Source organism: Micromonospora sp. NPDC005163, assembly GCF_053599835.1.
Window position 1 is genome coordinate 1 of record NZ_JBSFYP010000100.1, and the last position, 17,433, is coordinate 17,433.

Below are 17,433 nucleotides of genomic sequence, written 5' to 3' on the forward strand. Positions count from 1 at the left end.
GAGGCGGCCGACCCGAGCGAGTTCCTGGACGCGCTGCGCTTCGACCTGTCCAGCCAGGAGGTGTACGTCTTCACCCCGAAGGGTGACGTCATCCCGCTGCCGACCGGCTCGACGCCGGTGGACTTCGCGTACGCGGTGCACACCGAGGTCGGGCACAAGTGCATCGGCGCGCGGGTCAACGGCAAGTTGGTGCCGTTGGAGTCGACGCTCTCCAACGGCGACGTGATCGAGATCTTCACCTCGAAGTCCGAGACCGCCGGCCCGACCCAGGACTGGTTGGGCTTCGTCAAGAGCCCGCGTGCGCGTACGAAGATCCGCCAGTACTTCAACAAGGAGCGGCGCGAGGAGGCGATCGAGGCCGGCAAGGACGCGATCGTCAAGGCGATGCGCAAGCAGGGCATGCCGTTGCAGCGGATGCTCACCTCCGACGCGCTGATGTCGATCGCCCGGGACCTGCACCTGGCCGACGTGGCCTCGCTCTACGCGGCGGTCGGCGACAGCCAGGTCTCCGCGCAGTCGGTGGTGCAGAAGCTGATGGCCGCGTACGGGGGCGAGGAGGGCGCGGCGGAGGACATCGCCGAGACCGCCGTCGCCACCCGGCCGCCGCGCAGCCGGCAGAGCAGCGCCGATCCCGGCGTGGTGGTCCGGGGCGTCAGTGACGTCTGGATCAAGCTGGCCCGCTGCTGCACCCCGGTGCCACCGGATTCGGTGTTCGGCTTCGTCACCCGCTCCGGCGGGGTGAGCGTGCACCGCGACGACTGCGCCAACGCGGAGGACCTGCGGGCGCAGAGCGAGCGGGTGGTCGAGGTGAGCTGGAAGCTCACCTCCGCCTCGACGTTCCTGGTGGCCATCCAGGTGGAGGCTCTGGACCGGCACAAGTTGCTGGCCGACGTCACCCGGGTGCTCTCCGAGGAGCGGGTCAACATCCTCTCCGCCACCGTCACCACCACCCGCGACCGGGTGGCGGTGAGCCGGTTCAGCTTCGAGATGGCCGACCCGAAGCACCTGGGCCACCTGCTGGCCACGGTTCGCAAGGTCGACGGCGTCTTCGACGCCTACCGGGTCACCTCCGGCGCCTGACCGCCTGCGCCGCGTACCCCTGCGGCAACGAGTCTCCGGACACGGAAGCGCCCGCCGGCTCAGCCGGCGGGCGCTTCGTCGTCTCCTCGGGCGTCAGCCCTGCGGCGCGCTCATCGTGAGGTCGTTGATGACGACCTCCTTCTTCGGGTGGCCACCGCCGGCCTGCTGCGCGAACGCCCCGTCGTCGCCGGCCTTGGCCACGTCCTTGACGATGTCCAGGCCACCGGTGATGGTCCCCAGCACCGTGTACGCGGGGTCCAGAGGCGAGTCGCCGTAGACGATGAAGAACTGGCTGCCGGTGCTGCCCGGCTGGCCCGAGTTGGCCATCGCGATGACGCCCTCCGGGTATGGCGGGCGCTTGTCGGTGGGCAGGTTCTCCTCGGGCAGCCGGTAGGTCGGGCCACCCGTGCCGTCGGTGTCCCGCCAGCCCTTGCCGGTGGCGCTCGGGTCACCGCACTGCAGCACCTTGATGCCCTCGGTCACCAGGCGGTGGCACTTGCTGTTGTCGAAGAAGTTCTTCTCCGCGAGGTGGGTGAAGCTGCCCGCCGTGCAGGGCACCAGCGATCGGTCGACCTTGGCGGTGATCGGGCCGAGATTCGTGGTGATCGTCATGGTCTGCACGCCGGTGCCGGACTGCTCGTTGCTCGGCAGCCCGACGTCCTTGACTTGTGGGCTCCGCTGGTCGGCGGGCAGCGCGTTGTAGGCGCACTCGGACGCGCCGGGTGCCTGGGCGGTGGTGTCGGTCTTGTCGTCGTCGCCGCCGAGGCTCATGGCCAGCCAGACGGTGCCGGCGACCACGAGCACCAGCGCGGCGGCCGCGCCGATGATCGCCTGCGTCTGCCGACGCTTGCGGGCCCTGGCCGCGCGCTCGGCCATCTCCTTCTCGAGCCGGGCGCGTGCCGCCGCGCGCTGCCGCTCTCTGGTGGACGTCACGCCTGGATCCTCCTGGCTGTCTGCTTCTGGGTGCCGCTCGGGTGGGGGTAGGGCCACCGGTCAGCCGGCGCTAGGGCTGCTGGCCGGGGCGCCGGAGGCCGACGGCGACGGTGCCGCGGCGGTGACCGGCTCACCAACGGTGAGGCTCTGGATCACCACGTCGGTCTTGGGCTTGACCTTGGCCCCCGTCCCATTGTCCACGGTCGGCAGGGCACCGATCTTCTCCACCACGTCCAGCCCGCCGGTCACCCGGCCGATCACGGGGTACTTCGGGTCGGTGGTGGTGAAGTCCTTGAAGAAAATCAGGAACTGGCTGCCGTTGCTGCCCGGCGGGTTGGAGATCATCGCCACGGTCCCCTTCGGGTACGTGGGCGGCTGGCCGGGTGCCGGGCTGGCCGACGGCGACGCCGACGGCACGGTCGGCACGTCCTCGTCGTAGAACGAGTAGGTGGGCCCGCCGAGGCCGGTGCCGCTGGGGTCGCCGCAGCGCAGCGCGCCGTCGGCGGTGATCTCGTGGCACTTGGTGTTGTCGTAGAACGACCGGCTCGCCAGGTGGGCGATGCTCGCCGCGGCACACGGTGAGTTGGTCAGACTCAACTCAGCGGTGATCGGCGCGCCCTGGTTGGTGGTCACGGTCATCGCCCGGGTGCCGTCGGTGGGCAGGTCCTTCGTCGCCGGCGTGCCGACGTCCTTGAGGTTGGTGTTGGCCGTCGCGTCCTGCGGCGTCCAGAGGCAGGTGTCCGCCGCGGCCGTGTTCTGCTTCGGGTCGGAGTCGAACGCGCCCAGTGCCCACGCCGAGCCGGCCACGATCACCGCGAGGACCAGGAAGGCGCCAACGCCGGCCTGGATCTGCCGACGGCGCCGCGTTGCGGCGGCCCGGCGGGCCAACTGCCGGTCGAGCTTGGCCCGCGCCAGTTTGCGCTGCCGGTCCCTGCTGGAAGCCACCCGTGCTCCCCTTTCCTCTACCTGGTCGTCGCCGGCGGCCGGGCGTCCCGGCCCGTCCGGGCGTCACGTGTGCCGCGCCACACGCCCGGCAGAGTGTACGGCTAGCGACTGGGAATGTGGTGTACGAGGTCCACCCGTCCGCCAGCAGCCCTTATCGGGCGATGTCACTGTGCCCGGCGGGGCGGGTGGGACGGACGCGGCAAACCGGCTCGCCCCGCCGGTTAGGCTGCTGGGCAGGACGACAGCTCGACGGAAGGACAGCGCCCGTGCTCGTGGCCGGCTTTCCCGCGGACGCCTTCGGCACCAACTGCTATGTGGTGGCCACGGCACCGGGGGAGCAGTGCGTGGTGGTCGACCCCGGCATCGGGGTGCTCGACCAGCTCGACGCCCTGCTCGCCGAGCACCGCCTGCACCCGGCCGCCGTGCTGCTCACCCACGGCCACCTGGACCACACCTTCTCGGTCGCGCCGGTCTGCGGCGCCCGCGGCATCACCGCGTACGTGCACCCCGGCGACCGGGAGATGCTGGCCGACCCGGCCAAGGGCCTCTCGACCGACCTGACCTCGCTCTTCGGCGGCCGGCTGAGCTACACCGAGCCGGAGGACGTGGCGGAGCTGACCGACGGCGCCACCCTCGCGCTGGCCGGTCTGGAGATCGCCGTCGACCACGCCCCGGGCCATACCGGCGGGTCGGTGCTGTTCCGGCTGCCTGGCGCGGGCTCGGGCTGGGACGCCGAGGAGCTGTGCCTCTCCGGTGACGTGCTCTTCGCCGGCTCGATCGGCCGCACCGACCTGCCCGGCGGGAGCATGCCCGCGATGCTCACCAGCCTGCGCGACAAGATCCTTCCGCTGGCCGACGACACGGTCGTGCTGCCCGGCCACGGCCCCAGCACGACCATCGGCCGCGAGCGGGCCAGCAACCCGTACCTCATCGAGGTGGCGCAGGTCGGCGGCGGCCGACCGGCGGCGCCCACCCGGGGCCTCTAGATCTCCTCCGCGCCGTGCGCGGACCCACGACAGCACCGCGCCCAGACGCGGGACCGCAAGGAGTACTCCGATGAGCAAGCCCACGCCCATCTCCGGCTTCCCGGAGTGGACCCCCGGCCAGCGGATGATCGAGCAGTTCGTGCTCGACAAGATCCGGGCCACGTTCGAGCTGTACGGCTTCGCCCCGCTGGAGACGCGCGCGGTGGAGCCGCTGGACCAGCTGCTGCGCAAGGGCGAGACCTCGAAGGAGGTCTACGTGATCCGGCGGCTGCACGCCGACGCTGAGGGCGCGGGCGGCGACGACCAGCTCGGCCTGCACTTCGACCTCACCGTGCCGTTCGCCCGGTACGTGCTGGAGAACGCCGGCAAGCTGGCCTTCCCGTTCCGCCGCTACCAGATCCAGAAGGTGTGGCGGGGCGAGCGGCCGCAGGAGGGGCGCTACCGGGAGTTCGTCCAGGCCGACATCGACATCGTCGACCGGGACACTCTGGCCCCGCACCACGAGGCGGAGATGCCGCTGGTGATCGGGGACGCGCTGCGCACGCTGCCGATCCCGCCGGTGACGATCCAGGTCAACAACCGCAAGATCTGCGAGGGCTTCTACCGGGGCATCGGGCTGACCGACCCGGAGGCGACGCTGCGCGCGGTGGACAAGCTCGACAAGATCGGCCCGGCGAAGGTGGCCGAGCTGCTGGCCCAGACCGCCGGGGCGAGCGAGGCGCAGGCCAAGGCGTGCCTCGCGCTGGCCGAGATCTCCGCCCCGGACGCGTCGTTCGCCGACGCGGTGCGCGCGCTGGGGGTCGACGACCCGCTGCTGACCGAGGGCATCGAGGAGCTGGTGCGGGTGGTGGAGACCGCCGCCGAGCACTCGCCCGGCCTGTGCGTGGCCGACCTGCGCATCGCCCGTGGCCTGGATTACTACACCGGCACGGTCTACGAGACGCAGCTGCGCGGCTACGAGCGTTTCGGCTCGATCTGCTCCGGCGGCCGGTACGACAACCTGGCCAGCGCCGGCGCCACCTCGTACCCCGGCGTGGGCATCTCGATCGGCGTGACCCGGCTGCTCGGGCTGCTCTTCGGCGCGGGGGAGCTGTCGATCTCCCGCGAGGTGCCGACGGCCGTGCTGGTCGCGGTGAGCAGCGAGGAGCGGCGTTCGGCCAGCAACCGGGTGGCCGAGGCGCTGCGGCGGCGCGGGGTGCCGACCGAGGTGTCGCCGAGCGCGGCGAAGTTCGGCAAGCAGATCCGCTACGCGGAGCGGCGCGGCATCCCGTACGTCTGGTTCCCGGGTGTCGACGGTGCGCCGGACGAGGTGAAGGACATCCGTTCCGGTGAGCAGGTCACGGCCGGTGCGGGGGAGTGGATGCCGCCCCGCGAGGACGTGAAACCGGCGGTTGGCTGAGCGTTCCACTGGCGCGTACGGCCGCGGGGACCTACGGTAGCGTAAGTTACGCCACCGTAGGGAGTTTCTTGTGACCGTGAGCACCACGCTGAGTCAGACCGCACTGCTCGTCGAGTTGGAGCCGGTTGTCGCGCGCAACCTGGACCGCCACCTCTCGCTGGCCAAGGAGTGGTTCCCGCACGAGTACGTGCCGTGGAGCGAGGGTCGTACCTTCGACGGGCCGCTCGGCGGCGAGGCGTGGTCGCCGACCGACTCCACCATCCCCGACGTGGCCCGCACGGCGCTGATCGTCAACCTGCTGACCGAGGACAACCTGCCCTCGTACCACCACGAGATCGCCACCCTGTTCGGTCGGGACGGCGCGTGGGGCACCTGGGTGCACCGGTGGACCGCGGAGGAGGGCCGGCACGGCACGGCGATCCGCGACTACCTGACGGTCACCAGGGCGGTCGACCCGGTGGCGCTGGAGCGGGCCCGGATGACGCACATGTCCGAGGGCTACGAGAACGTGCACGGTGACGAGGTGCTGCACTCGCTGGCGTACGTCTCGTTCCAGGAGCTGGCCACCCGGATCTCGCACCGCAACACCGGCAAGGCCACCGGCGACCCCGCCTGTGAGGCGCTGTTGGCCCGGGTGGCCGCCGACGAGAACCTGCACATGGTCTTCTACCGCAACCTGCTCGCCGCCGCGTTCGAGCTGGCCCCGAGCCAGGCCATGCGGGCCGTCGCCGACGTGGTGGCCGACTTCCAGATGCCGGGCAACGGCATCGAGGGGTTCGCCCGCAAGTCGGTGGCGATCGCCCTGGCCGGCATCTACGACCTGCGCCAGCACCGCGACGAGGTGCTGCTGCCGGTGTTGCGCCAGTGGGACGTCTTCAACGTGACCGGCCTGAACGCCGACGGCGAGGCCGCCCGCGAACAGCTGGCCGGCCAACTCGACACGCTGGAGCGCGCCGCCGCCCGCTTCGAGGAGAAGCGCGACGCCCGCGCCTCCCGCCTGGCCCTGCGCTGAACCCCACCCAGCTGGCTGCCCGCTGCCACGCCCACCCTCGTTGATCACGAGGTTGACGGTTGGTCGATGTCCAGATCGTCCGTCAACCTCGTGGCCGGCCGGTGGAAGGTCAGGCCGGCGGGTCGAGGGGGAAGAGCAGGCAGGTGCTGGTGGCGTGGGCGATGAGACGGGAGTCGGCGTCGGTGAGGCGGGCCTCGGCCAGGGACGTGCGGCGGCCCCGCTGGAGCACGGTGCCCTCGCAGCGCAGGATTCCGCTGTCGACGGTGACCGGGCGGAGGAACTTCACGTTGAGGTCCAGCGAGGTGTAGCCGACGCCGGCGGGCAACGTGGTGTGCACGGCGCAGCCGGCGGCGGTGTCCAGCAGGGTGGAGATGACGCCACCGTGGACGGTGCCCAGCGGGTTGTAGTGGAACTCCTGCGGGACCAGTTCGACCGTGACCCGGCCCTCGTCGGCCTCCATCCGCGCCATGTCGATCAGGTGCATCACCGGCGGCGCGGCCAGCTCCCCGGCGATCATCGCCCGGAGCAGGTCGAGGCCGGCGCGTCGACCGACCTGCGCCGCGTTGGCCGCCGGGTCCGACCAGGTGAAGGTACGGCTGCGCGTCGGCTCCTGCGTCTGTGTCATGGACGCAGCCTCGCAGCACGTTGCTGAGTCTGTCAATCAGACTTAGCCTGGTCGGATGAAACCCGCGGCACTGGACTGGTCGGTGGAGAACTGCACCATCGCCCGCGCGATGGAGATCCTCGGTGAGCGGTGGACCCTCGTGGTGCTCCGCGAGGTGTTCAACGGCGTACGCCGCTTCGACGACATGCGGGTGCGCACCGGGATCCCACGCCAGGTGCTGACCAACCGGCTGGCCGCCCTGGTGGAGCAGGGCGTGCTGCGCCGCGAGCCGTACCGCGAGCCGGGCAGCCGGCTACGCCACGAGTACCGGCTGACGGAGAAGGGCCTGGACCTGTGGCCGGTGCTGGTCGCCGTGCTCGGGTGGGGCGACCGCCACCTCGCCGACCCGGAGGGCTCACCGATCAGCGTGGGTCACCGGGACTGCGGCGCGGAGGTGCGCGTCGAGCTGCGCTGCGCGGACGGGCACGAGGTGAGCCGGCACCGCGACGTCGTGCCCCGGCCGGGCCCCGGCGCCCGTCGCCGTACCCCCTGACGCGGACCGCCGCCCGCCGTCCGTTGCCGCGCTGCGGCGTCTGACGGCAGGTGGTGTCCGGAAGGGATCCGGCGGTGGTTCGGTGTGACGGTGGGCGTCCGCGAGCGTGTCCGAGGTGTTGCGGCCATGTGACCGGCGCGGATCGGCGAATCCGGGTGAAACAGGTCTTGCGAATGATCTTATGCATGTGAATACTTCAGTTCACTTGGCCGGTTTTCCCAGATCGGCCGGGTGGCCCCCGCGGGTTCGCCACCCCGGCGAGACCCGTTCCCCCGCCCAGGAGGTTTGTTACATGCGAACCACGAGGTCATCACTCCGTGTTGCGGCCACCGCCGCCGTGGCCGGAGCCCTGGTTGCCGGCTCGCTCATCGGCGCGCCCGCCCAGGCCGCCCCCGCCGCCTCGCCCGATGCCGCCGCCGCCCTCTCCGCACAGCTCGGCGACAGCTCCGCCGGCTCGTACATCGACGCCAGCGGCAAGTCCGTCGTCACCGTGACCGACGCGGTCGCCGCCCGCAAGGCGAGCAACGCCGGCGCCACCGTCCGGTACGTCACCCGTGGCGCCGCCGAGCTCAACCGGGCCACCGCGGACCTGGAGCGCTCGGCCAAGATCCCGGGCACCGCGTGGTGGAGCGACCCGGTCACCAACCAGGTCGTCGTCTCCGTGGACAGCACCGTCACCGGTGCCAAGCTGGAGCGGGTCAAGGCCACCGCCGCGCGGGCCAACGGCGCGGTCCGGGTCGAGGCCGAGGCGGGCGTGCTGAGCACCCGCATCTCCGGCGGCCAGGCCATCTACGCCGGCGGTGGCGGGCGCTGCTCGCTCGGCTTCAACGTGCGCAGCGGCAGCACCTACTACTTCCTGACCGCCGGGCACTGCACCAACATCTCGGCGAGCTGGTACTCGAACTCCGGGCAGACCTCGCTGATCGGCACCCGTACCGGCACCAGCTTCCCGGGCAACGACTACGGCATCGTGCGGCACAGCAACTCCGCCAACGCCGCCGGTAACGTCTACCTCTACAACGGCAGCTACCGGGACATCACCGGCGCCGGCAACGCCTCCGTCGGCCAGTCGGTGCAGCGCTCCGGCAGCACCACCGGCCTGCGTTCCGGCTCGGTGAACGCGACCAACGCCACGGTGAACTACGCCGAGGGCTCGGTCTCCGGCCTGATCCGCACCAACGTCTGCGCCGAGCCGGGCGACAGCGGCGGCTCGCTGTTCAGCGGCGGCACCGCCCTGGGCATGACCTCCGGCGGTAGCGGCAACTGCCGCACCGGCGGCACCACCTACTTCCAGCCGGTCACCGAGGCGCTGAGCCGCTACGGCGTCAGCGTCTTCTGATCGATCCACCGCCCGCGGGCCGCCGGAGTCCTCCGGCGGCCCGCGCCGCGTGTGGGGCCCGCCTCACGCGAGCCGATCGGGCCCGTCCGCTGGTCGCAGGGGATCCGGGGGTACGACACCAGCCGCCGGCAGGGCCGGACCGACGGATGTGGCACCAGCGGTGGCCCACGCCAGATGCGCCTGCCGGGCCGAGATGACCGCCAGCAACGGCCAGAGCGACACGGCCACCGCCGTCACCCGCTCGGCCAACCCGGTCCGGGATCCGCTGGTCACCTCGAACGCGCTCCAGGCGAAGAGGGCGAGCAGCGCGAGCGTGGCGCTCAACCCCACGGTTCGGCGGAACGCCCACGGCGGCTGCGGAGCCTCCGGGTGCGCGGCGTTCGGGCCGCGCGGCAGCCGCAGCGCCGTGCCGGCCGGCCACAGCACCAGGGCGAGGACGGCCACCGTCGCCGCGATGCCGTGGCTGAGCGAACCGCCCACCGGCGGCCGGGGAAAGGCGACCAGCGCGATGGTGGCCACACCACCGATCGCGAGCAGGAAGCGGCTGGGCAGCCCGGCCGCGTGCAGCACGGCGGCCACCGCCAGGTAGCAGCAGCCGAGCAGCACCAGACAGGTGATCATGATCCAGGCGTCGGTGGCGTCCTGCCCCGCCAGCTCGCTGATGGTGTCCCGGATCGGGTCGTACCCGGCGGGCTGCCGGGCCTGCGCCACCGTCCAACCGGTCGCCAGCAGCACGGGTGCGGCCGCGGCCGTGGCGACGGCCCAGTTCGGTACGGCGCGCATTCGGCCACGTTAACCGTCGCGGCGGCCCGCGAACCGGGGTTCGCCGCGCTGCCCACCGACAGATCACCCGGCCTGCCGGGTGCCCCGGAACAACGACTGCCGCCCCTGACAGAATGCCGGTGAGGACTGTTCCACGATGAGGAGTTGCCAGCCGTGATCCGTACCCACAATGCCGGAAGCTTGCGCGCGACGGACGCCGGCACGACGGTGACGCTCGCCGGGTGGGTGGCCCGTCGGCGCGACCACGGCGGCGTCATCTTCGTCGACCTGCGCGACGGCTCCGGCGTGGTCCAGGTGGTGTTCCGCGAGGAGGACGCGCACGCGCTGCGCAACGAGTTCTGCGTGAAGGTCACCGGCGAGGTGACCCGCCGGCCGGCCGGCAACGAGAACCCGGAGCTGCCCACCGGTGAGGTCGAGGTGACCGCCGTCGAGCTGGAGGTGCTCTCCGAGGCGGCGCCGCTGCCGCTGCCGGTGGACGACCAGATCGAGGCCGGTGACGACATCCGGCTCAAGTACCGCTACCTGGACCTGCGCCGCAGTGGCCCGGCGAGCGCGCTGCGGCTGCGCTCGCGCGCCAGTCAGCTCGCCCGGGGCGTGCTGCACGAGCGGGACTTCCTGGAGATCGAGACGCCGACGCTGACCCGGTCGACGCCCGAGGGCGCCCGCGACTTCCTGGTCCCGGTCCGGCTCCAGCCGGGCAGCTGGTACGCGCTGCCGCAGTCGCCGCAGCTGTTCAAGCAGCTGCTGATGGTCGGCGGCATGGAGCGGTACTACCAGATCGCCCGCTGCTACCGGGACGAGGACTTCCGCGCCGACCGGCAGCCGGAGTTCACCCAGCTCGACATCGAGATGTCCTTCGTCACCGAGGACGACGTGATCGACCTCGGCGAGGCGATCGTCTCGACGCTCTGGAAGGACCTGGCGGGGCACGAGATCAGCCAGCCGATCCCGCGGATCACCTGGCACGACGCGATGTCCCGCTACGGCTCGGACAAGCCGGACCTGCGCTACGGCGTCGAGCTGACCGAGCTGACGGACTACCTGCGCGGCACCGAGTTCCGGGTCTTCGCCGGGGCGATCGACGCGGGCGGCTACGTCGGCGCGGTGGTGATGCCGGGTGGCGCGGCGCAGAGCCGCAAGGAGCTGGACGGCTGGCAGGACTGGGCGAAGGCGCGTGGCGCGCGCGGCCTGGCGTACGTGGTGCTGGACGCCGAGACCGGCGAGGCACGCGGCCCGGTGGCCAAGAACCTCTCCGCCGAGCACCTCGCCGGGCTCGCCGACACGGTCGGCGCCAAGCCGGGCGACGCGGTCTTCTTCGCCGCCAGCGCCACCACCCGGGAGGCGCAGGAGCTGCTCGGCGCCGCCCGGGTCGAGATCGCCAAGCGGGCCGGGCTGATCGACGAGAGCGCCTGGGCGTTCTGCTGGGTGGTCGACGCGCCGATGTTCGAGCGCACGGACGAGGGCGGCTGGACGGCGGTGCACCACCCGTTCACCTCGCCCAACGCCGAGTGGGTGGACAAGTTCGAGGAGGCGCCGGACCGGGCGCTGGCGTACGCGTACGACATCGTCTGCAACGGCAACGAGATCGGCGGTGGGTCGATCCGTATCCACCGGGGCGACGTGCAGAAGCGGGTCTTCGACCTGCTCGGCATCACCCCCGAGGAGGCGCAGGACAAGTTCGGCTTCCTGTTGGAGGCGTTCAAGTACGGCGCCCCGCCGCACGGCGGCATCGCGTTCGGCTGGGACCGGGTCTGCATGCTGCTCGCCGGCGCGGACTCGATCCGCGAGGTGATCGCGTTCCCGAAGACCCGTGGCGGCTTCGACCCGCTGACCGGCGCACCGACGCCGATCACCGCGCAGCAGCGCACCGAGGCCGGCGTCGACGCCAAGCCGAAGCCCCCGGCCACCGCGCACACCGGCACCGCCGGTCCCGCCGCCCCGGTCGCCGACCCGGTCTGACCGACCCACCCTGCACCTGCTTGGTTGATCAAGAGGTTTGCGTCATCATCGCTCGGTCGGGATGACGCAAACCTCTTGATCGTCGACGGGGGAGTGGTGGCATGCGGGTGCTCGTGGTGGGGGCCAGTGGGTTTCTGGGCGGGGAGGTGTGCCGGCGGGCTTCGGGCGCTGGATGGTCGGTGGTGGGCACGTGCCACTCCGGCGACATCACCACGCCGGGTGTCGCGGTGCGCCGGCTGGATGTGACCGACCGGGCCGCCGTGCGCGCGCTGGTGGCCGAGGTGCGCCCGGACGCGGTGGTCTCCACCCCCTACCGGTACGACGACTGGACGGTCACCGCCGACGGGGCTGCGCACGTGGCGGTCGCCGCGGCGGAGGTGGGCGCCCGGCTGGTCCACATGTCCAGCGACGCGTTGCACGGCGGCCGGGCCGAGCCGTACGGCGACGACGAGCCGCCGAGCCCGGTGAACGCGTACGGGGCAGCGAAGGCGGCGGCCGAGACCGCCGTGCGGGCGGTCGATCCCGGTGCGGCGCTGGTGCGTACCTCGCTGATCCTGGGGGAGGGCAGCAAGCAGATCGAGCTCTGCCGGGAGGCGCTCGCCGGGCGGGTCACCCTGTTCACCGACATGATCCGCTGCCCGGTCGACGTCACCGACCTGGCCGACGCCGTGCTGGAGCTGGTCGACGGCACGTACGCCGGGCCGCTGAACGTGGCCGGCGCGGACGCGGTCAGCCGTGCCGAGCTGGGTCTGCTGGTCGCCGAGCGGTTCGATCTCGATTCGGCCGGGCTGAAGACCACCACCAGCGCCGCCGCAGGGTTGGCCGGGCCCGGCGACGTCCGCCTGGACTGCGCCCGTGCCGCCGGTCTGCTGCGTACCCGGCTGCGCGGGGTGCGCGAGTTCCTGGCCCGCTGAGCCGCCGCCCCACGAATGCACACTTCCTATGCACAACTCTTGTGCATAGGAAGTGTGCAGAGATAGTGTGCAGTCATGGCGGATGACGAAGAGGCGCCCCGGCCGGCGCCGCGCGAGGTGCGGATCGACAAACGGCAGGTCCGGGTGCTGGCGCACCCGCTGCGGATGCGGCTCCTCGGGGCCCTGCGGGTGAACGGGCCCGCCACCGCCACCACCCTGGCGGAACTGCTCGGCACCAACACCGGCGCGACCAGCTACCACCTGCGCCAGCTCGCCGAGGTCGGTCTGGTCACCGAGGATCCCGACCGGGGCAGCGGACGGCAGCGCTGGTGGCAGGCGGCGCACGACGTCACGAACTGGGAGCCGACCGACTTCGACGACGACCCCGACGCCCGGGCCGCGATCGAGTGGATCCAGGGCGACCAGGTACGCCTCCTCGCCGAGACCGCCGAACGCTGGTTCACCACCCAGCACGAGTGGTCCGTCGCCTGGCGGGACGCCATCGGCATGGGCGACATCTTCATGACCATCCCGCCGGACCGGCTGAAGGAACTCCAGGCGGAGGTGTGGCAGGTGCTGGAGCGGTATCACCGCGAGGCCGACTCCGTCGACACCGCCGACCCGCAGGCCCGCCCGGTGCAGGTCTTCCTGGCCGCCTACCCGTTGCGCGAGGGCCTCCGGTGAGCGCGCTGACCGTACGCCAGGTCCGGCGTCGCTACCTCACGCTCTACGGCCTGCGCTGGCTGCCCACCGGTCTGATGATCCCGGTGATGATCCTGCTGATGCAGGAGCGCGGCCTGTCGCTGCCACAGATCGGCCTGGTCGGCACCGCGCAGGGGCTGCTGGTGCTGGCGCTGGAACTGCCCACCGGCGGGCTCGCCGACGCCCTCGGCCGCCGACCGGTGCTGCTCGCCGCCGGAGCGCTCAACCTCGTCTCGCTGTCCCTGTTCGCGGTGGCGAACTCGTTCGTGCTGTTCTTCGCGGTCTGGGCGTTGCAGGGGATCTACCGGGCGCTGGACAGCGGCCCGTTGGAGTCCTGGTACGTCGACGCCACCGTGGCCGCCGACCCCGAGGCGGAGTACGAGCGCGGGCTCGGCCACGCCGGCACCGTCGCCGGGCTGTCCATCGGCGCCGGCGCGCTGCTCAGCGGCGGCCTGGTCGCACTCGGCCCGATCGGGCCGGTCAGCGCGCTCACGCTGCCCGTGCTGGTCGCCATCCTCGCCCAGGCGGCGGCGCTTGTCGCCCTGCTCGTCCTGCTGGTGGAGCAGCGCCCGGCCACCGGAGCGGCGGCACTGCGGGCCTCGGTCGTCCAGGCGCCCCGGATGATCGGCGAGGCGGTCGGGCTGCTGCGCCGGTCCCGGGTGCTGCTGGCCCTGGTCGCGGTGGAGCTGTTCTGGGGCTTCGGCATGGTCACCTTCGAGTCGCTGCTCCCGGTCCGGCTCGCCGAGGTGGTCGGCGATCCCGAACGTGCCGCCGCGCTGCTCGGGCCGGCCAACTCGGCCGCCTGGCTCGCCTCGGCGGCCGGCGCGGCGCTGACACCGCTGCTGCTGCGCTGGCTCGGCGCCGCGCCGGGCGCGGCCCTGCTGCGCATCCTTCAGGGCATCACGGTGGTCGGGATGGGCCTGTTCGCCGGACCCATCGGGGTGCTCCTGGCCTACCTGGCCTGCTACACCGTGCACGGCGCGTCGAACCCGCTGCACAGCGGACTGCTGCACCGGCAGGTCGACGGCCCGTACCGGACCAGCGTGCTCTCGCTGAACTCGATGATGGCGCAGCCGGCCGGCGCGCTCGGCGGGGTGGTGCTGACGGCGCTCGCCGCCGCGACCAGTGTGGGCACCGCCATGGTGGTCGGCGCGGTGGTGCTGGCCGTCGCCGCACCGCTCTACCTGCCCGCCTGGCGGGCAGGCCGCCGGATCGCCGCGGACCCGACCGACCCGCCCCTGGCTCCCGTACCCGCCGAGCAGCACGCCAGCCGTTAGGCAGGGGCGCGCTCAGGCAAGGCGGATCGAGGTGAGGTGGTGGGTGTTGGTGAAGCCGAGCCGCCGGTAGAGGCGTACCGCCCCGACGTTGTCGGGGTAGACGCCGAGCCCGACGGTGTCGTGGCGGGCCAGTAGCGCGCGGGTCATCGCGGCGGTCAGCGCCGCGCCCCACCCGCGTCCCCGCTGGTCGGGAGCCACGGTCAGGCCGGCCAGGAAACCGATGTCACCCCGGCTGCGGTCCGCGCCGCACGCCACGAGCCGACCACCGGCCCGGATGCCGTACCAGTCGACCACCCGTGGATCACCCGGCCGGGAGGTGGTGTTCGGGAACGCCTCGTCGATCAGCGCGTCGAGCGCCGGATGGTCGGCCTCGGTGAGCCGGACGACCCGTTGCTCACCCGGCTGCGTCGGCGGCGCCACGACGGTCCAGTGGAAGTCCCAGTCGACGTGCTCGGCCACCGCCAGCCGGCCGGCCACCAGGTCGGGATCGAGCCGGGGCAGGTGCATCCGATGCTCCGGCCGCAGCACCCCGTCGGCGACCAGCGCGACGACCATGTCGAGCACCGGTCCGGCGGGACCGATCGCGTCCGCGCCAGGACCGCGCTCGGGCGGCAACAACCAGAGCACCGCGCCGTCGCGCCGGTAGCCGCGTGCCGGCGCGCCGCGCCAGAGCGCGTGCCGGGCGAACGGGTGGTGGCCGGCGGCGGCCAGGACGTCGGCCCGGTCGTGGAGCACCTGGTCGTCGATGATCATGGCGTCCAGCCTAGGAGCCGGGGAACGGAGGACCGCGCCGGGTCGGGGTGACTGCCCGGATCCACGGTGGAGATTGACGGGTCGACCGATTGGGTACATCACGCGCCGACCTACTGGGAACCCCCACCGGAGGACCGACATGCTCGCCATTCTCGCGGCCATCGTCTTTGGCTTCGCCCTGCTGATCGACCTGCTCGACACGAACTTCGGGGCGCCTGACCTGTTCAACTGGAACACTCTCGTGCTCCTCGGGCTGTTCCTGCTCGCGCTCTACCTGGGTGGCGTGGGCAGCGGCCCGCGCGGCGGTGGCGGCGGCCGCTGGTACCGGGGTCGGCGCCCTGGTCGTGGCTGACCGGAACCGATCACGGGTTGCCCGGCTCGCGGCGCGATTCCGGCGTCGCGGGCCCGGCCCGGTACTGTCTTCGTGATGGAGTCCGACGCTCTCTTCTCCCTCGGTGCACCCGCCGGGCCGCGCAGCGCGCCCGCCGGTCCCGCCGGTGTCGACGGCTTCACTCCGGTAGCGGACGATTCGCCCCTGCCCGTCCGGATGCGCCCGGCGAACCTCGACGAGCTGGTCGGGCAGGACCACCTGCTCGCCCCCGGTGCGCCGCTGCGGCAGTTGGTCTCCGGCGGCGCCCCGATGTCGGTGATCCTCTGGGGACCGCCGGGCAGCGGCAAGACGACCATCGCGCACCTGGTGGCCGCGGCCACCGACCGCCGGTTCGTCGCCATGTCGGCGCTCTCCGCCGGGGTCAAGGACGTCCGGGCGGTGATCGAGACGGCCCGCCGCCAGCGCCGCTCGGGCGGCCCGCAGACCGTGCTCTTCATCGACGAGGTGCACCGGTTCAGCAAGACCCAGCAGGATTCCCTGCTCGCCGCCGTCGAGGACCGTACGGTCACGCTGCTGGCCGCGACCACCGAGAACCCGTACTTCTCCGTCATCTCCCCACTGCTGTCGCGGTGTGTGCTGCTCACTCTGCAACCGCTGAACGACGACGCCGTGCGAGGGCTGCTCCGCCGTGCCGTCGCCGACGAGCGCGGCCTGGGCGGCGTGCTCACCCTCGCCGCCGAGGCCGAGGACCACCTGGTCCGGCTCGCCGCCGGTGACGTCCGCAAGGCGCTGACCGCGCTGGAGGCGGCGGCGGCCTCCGCCACGGCGCTCGGCGCCGGACGGATCGACCTCGCCACCGCCGAGCAGGCGGTCGACGTGGCGGCGGTGCGCTACGACCGCGACGGCGACGCCCACTACGACGTGGTCAGCGCGTTCATCAAGAGCATGCGCGGTTCGGACGTGGACGCCGCAGTGCACTGGCTGGCCCGGATGCTGGTCGCCGGGGAGGACGCCCGGTTCATCGCCCGCCGGCTGGTCATCTTCGCCAGCGAGGACGTGGGCATGGCCGACCCGGCCGCGTTGAGCGTGGCCACCGCCGCCGCGCACGCCGTCGAGTACGTCGGTCTGCCGGAAGCGCAGCTCAACCTGGCCCAGGCGGTGATCCACCTGGCGACCGCGCCCAAGTCGAACTCGGCGACCACCGCCATCGGCGCCGCCATCGCCGACGTCCGGGCCGGCAAGGGCGGGCCGGTGCCGCGCGGGCTGCGCGACGCGCACTACGCCGGCGCCCGGGGGCTGGGCCACGGCACCGGCTACCGCTACCCGCACGACGACCAGCGCGGCGTGCTCACCCAGCAGTACGTCCCGGACGACCTGGTGGGCACCGACTACTACCGGCCCAGCCCACACGGGGCGGAGCGGTCGGTGGCCACCCGGCTGCCGTTGCTGCGCCGGATCGTGCGCGGGCTGCCGGCTCCGGCGGCCCCGCCGGTCGGATCGTCCGTAACGGCGCAGACCGCGCCGGCGCTTGCCGACGAGAACGGTCGTCCCGCGACGGGCACGCCTGGTCCCGGCGCGATGCAGGACAGCGGCATGAACGCCGCAGGAGAGGGTCAACAGTGAAGTCGCGTGGTGCGGACCGCCCGGACGAGGGCCCGGACGAGCGGCGCGATTCCCGCGCCAAGGGGCGCCGCTGGGGTCGAGGCCGGGCCGAGGCCGAGCCGGAGGCACCGGTACGCGGTGAGGAGTTCGGCTGGATCGACGACCTGCGCTCGGCCAAGCAGCAGCGCGGCGAGCTGGGCCCCGACGGTGCCCCGGCCGAGCCCACCGGCCCGCGCGGGGGCGCGCCGGTGCCGCCGCCGG

At 72.6% G+C, this 17,433-nt stretch carries 18 protein-coding genes; 13 read left to right on the forward strand and 5 right to left on the reverse strand.

Annotated features, from left to right (window positions below):
- Nucleotides 1-1,080: TGS domain-containing protein (locus ACWD6N_RS35100; protein ID WP_449940229.1), on the forward strand; the 1,080-nt coding region annotated here is incomplete at its 5' end.
- A 93-nt stretch (nt 1,081-1,173) separates the two neighbouring features.
- Here ACWD6N_RS35100 and ACWD6N_RS35105 read toward each other — a convergent pair.
- Both ACWD6N_RS35105 and ACWD6N_RS35110 read right to left on the reverse strand, forming a co-directional pair.
- Nucleotides 1,174-2,013 (reverse strand): peptidylprolyl isomerase, encoded by an 840-nt coding sequence (locus tag ACWD6N_RS35105; protein ID WP_354964205.1) that lies wholly within the window; start codon nt 2,011-2,013, stop codon nt 1,174-1,176.
- A 60-nt stretch (nt 2,014-2,073) separates the two neighbouring features.
- Nucleotides 2,074-2,958 (reverse strand): peptidylprolyl isomerase, encoded by an 885-nt coding sequence (locus ACWD6N_RS35110; RefSeq protein WP_354964206.1) that lies wholly within the window; start codon nt 2,956-2,958, stop codon nt 2,074-2,076.
- A 266-nt stretch (nt 2,959-3,224) separates the two neighbouring features.
- Between ACWD6N_RS35110 and ACWD6N_RS35115 the strand changes: the two genes are divergently transcribed.
- From ACWD6N_RS35115 to ACWD6N_RS35125, 3 genes are all read left to right on the forward strand, one after another.
- Nucleotides 3,225-3,944, forward strand: a complete 720-nt coding sequence (locus ACWD6N_RS35115; protein ID WP_354964207.1) for an MBL fold metallo-hydrolase — start codon at nt 3,225-3,227, stop codon at nt 3,942-3,944.
- Nucleotides 3,945-4,014: 70 nt separating this feature from the next.
- Nucleotides 4,015-5,343 (forward strand): histidine--tRNA ligase, encoded by a 1,329-nt coding sequence (gene hisS, locus ACWD6N_RS35120; protein ID WP_354964208.1) that lies wholly within the window; start codon nt 4,015-4,017, stop codon nt 5,341-5,343.
- A 70-nt stretch (nt 5,344-5,413) separates the two neighbouring features.
- Nucleotides 5,414-6,355: an acyl-ACP desaturase gene (locus ACWD6N_RS35125; protein WP_354964209.1), complete on the forward strand. Its 942-nt coding sequence runs from the start codon at nt 5,414-5,416 to the stop codon at nt 6,353-6,355.
- A 109-nt stretch (nt 6,356-6,464) separates the two neighbouring features.
- Here the strand turns inward: ACWD6N_RS35125 and ACWD6N_RS35130 are convergent, their stop codons facing one another.
- Nucleotides 6,465-6,980 (reverse strand): PaaI family thioesterase, encoded by a 516-nt coding sequence (locus ACWD6N_RS35130; RefSeq protein WP_387325699.1) that lies wholly within the window; start codon nt 6,978-6,980, stop codon nt 6,465-6,467.
- 55 nt (nt 6,981-7,035) lie between these two features.
- On the opposite strand from ACWD6N_RS35130, the gene ACWD6N_RS35135 reads away from it, so the two are divergent.
- The gene (locus ACWD6N_RS35135) at nt 7,036-7,512 is read left to right on the forward strand and encodes a winged helix-turn-helix transcriptional regulator (protein ID WP_354964211.1); all 477 of its coding nucleotides are present in this window, start codon (nt 7,036-7,038) and stop codon (nt 7,510-7,512) included.
- Between the two features lie 292 nt (nt 7,513-7,804).
- Complete coding sequence (locus ACWD6N_RS35140; protein ID WP_354964212.1) at nt 7,805-8,851, forward strand: S1 family peptidase; 1,047 nt, start codon at nt 7,805-7,807, stop codon at nt 8,849-8,851.
- A gap of 63 nt (nt 8,852-8,914) precedes the next feature.
- Here ACWD6N_RS35140 and ACWD6N_RS35145 read toward each other — a convergent pair whose 3' ends face one another.
- Complete coding sequence (locus ACWD6N_RS35145; protein WP_354964213.1) at nt 8,915-9,634, reverse strand: DUF998 domain-containing protein; 720 nt, start codon at nt 9,632-9,634, stop codon at nt 8,915-8,917.
- 153 nt (nt 9,635-9,787) lie between these two features.
- On the opposite strand from ACWD6N_RS35145, the gene aspS reads away from it, so the two are divergent.
- The 4 genes from aspS to ACWD6N_RS35165 all read left to right on the forward strand — a co-directional run bounded on the left by aspS (nt 9,788) and on the right by ACWD6N_RS35165 (nt 14,486).
- On the forward strand, nt 9,788-11,593 hold the full coding sequence (gene aspS / locus ACWD6N_RS35150) for an aspartate--tRNA ligase (protein ID WP_354964214.1): 1,806 nt from the start codon (nt 9,788-9,790) through the stop codon (nt 11,591-11,593).
- A 101-nt stretch (nt 11,594-11,694) separates the two neighbouring features.
- The gene (locus tag ACWD6N_RS35155; RefSeq protein WP_354964215.1) at nt 11,695-12,507 is read left to right on the forward strand and encodes a sugar nucleotide-binding protein; all 813 of its coding nucleotides are present in this window, start codon (nt 11,695-11,697) and stop codon (nt 12,505-12,507) included.
- Nucleotides 12,508-12,582: 75 nt separating this feature from the next.
- Entirely contained in the window at nt 12,583-13,191 is a 609-nt protein-coding gene (locus ACWD6N_RS35160; RefSeq protein ID WP_354964216.1) for an ArsR/SmtB family transcription factor, read from the forward strand.
- A complete protein-coding gene (locus tag ACWD6N_RS35165; RefSeq protein ID WP_354964217.1) occupies nt 13,188-14,486 on the forward strand; it encodes an MFS transporter in 1,299 nt (432 codons plus the stop codon). Before ACWD6N_RS35160 ends, ACWD6N_RS35165 begins: the two co-directional genes overlap by 4 nt.
- 12 nt (nt 14,487-14,498) lie before the next feature.
- Here the strand turns inward: ACWD6N_RS35165 and ACWD6N_RS35170 are convergent, their stop codons facing one another.
- The gene (locus tag ACWD6N_RS35170; RefSeq protein WP_354964218.1) at nt 14,499-15,239 is read right to left on the reverse strand and encodes a GNAT family N-acetyltransferase; all 741 of its coding nucleotides are present in this window, start codon (nt 15,237-15,239) and stop codon (nt 14,499-14,501) included.
- Nucleotides 15,240-15,378: 139 nt separating this feature from the next.
- On the opposite strand from ACWD6N_RS35170, the gene ACWD6N_RS35175 reads away from it, so the two are divergent.
- From ACWD6N_RS35175 to ACWD6N_RS35185, 3 genes are all read left to right on the forward strand, one after another.
- The gene (locus ACWD6N_RS35175; RefSeq protein ID WP_089016611.1) at nt 15,379-15,591 is read left to right on the forward strand and encodes a hypothetical protein; all 213 of its coding nucleotides are present in this window, start codon (nt 15,379-15,381) and stop codon (nt 15,589-15,591) included.
- Between the two features lie 75 nt (nt 15,592-15,666).
- A complete protein-coding gene (locus ACWD6N_RS35180; protein WP_387325692.1) occupies nt 15,667-17,193 on the forward strand; it encodes a replication-associated recombination protein A in 1,527 nt (508 codons plus the stop codon).
- On the forward strand, nt 17,190-17,433 hold a 244-nt coding region (locus tag ACWD6N_RS35185; protein WP_450006329.1), incomplete at its 3' end, for a hypothetical protein. The genes ACWD6N_RS35180 and ACWD6N_RS35185, both read left to right, overlap by 4 nt.

Coding starts and splice junctions, on each gene's coding strand:
- ACWD6N_RS35145 (WP_354964213.1), bottom strand. CDS start 9,634: ATGCGCGCCGTACCGAACTGGGCCGTCGCCACGGCCGCGGCCGCACCC.
- ACWD6N_RS35170 (WP_354964218.1), bottom strand. CDS start 15,239: ATGATCATCGACGACCAGGTGCTCCACGACCGGGCCGACGTCCTGGCC.
- ACWD6N_RS35175 (WP_089016611.1), top strand. CDS start 15,379: ATGCTCGCCATTCTCGCGGCCATCGTCTTTGGCTTCGCCCTGCTGATC.
- hisS (WP_354964208.1), top strand. CDS start 4,015: ATGAGCAAGCCCACGCCCATCTCCGGCTTCCCGGAGTGGACCCCCGGC.
- ACWD6N_RS35135 (WP_354964211.1), top strand. CDS start 7,036: ATGAAACCCGCGGCACTGGACTGGTCGGTGGAGAACTGCACCATCGCC.
- ACWD6N_RS35140 (WP_354964212.1), top strand. CDS start 7,805: ATGCGAACCACGAGGTCATCACTCCGTGTTGCGGCCACCGCCGCCGTG.
- ACWD6N_RS35160 (WP_354964216.1), top strand. CDS start 12,583: ATGGCGGATGACGAAGAGGCGCCCCGGCCGGCGCCGCGCGAGGTGCGG.
- ACWD6N_RS35180 (WP_387325692.1), top strand. CDS start 15,667: ATGGAGTCCGACGCTCTCTTCTCCCTCGGTGCACCCGCCGGGCCGCGC.
- ACWD6N_RS35130 (WP_387325699.1), bottom strand. CDS start 6,980: ATGACACAGACGCAGGAGCCGACGCGCAGCCGTACCTTCACCTGGTCG.
- ACWD6N_RS35155 (WP_354964215.1), top strand. CDS start 11,695: ATGCGGGTGCTCGTGGTGGGGGCCAGTGGGTTTCTGGGCGGGGAGGTG.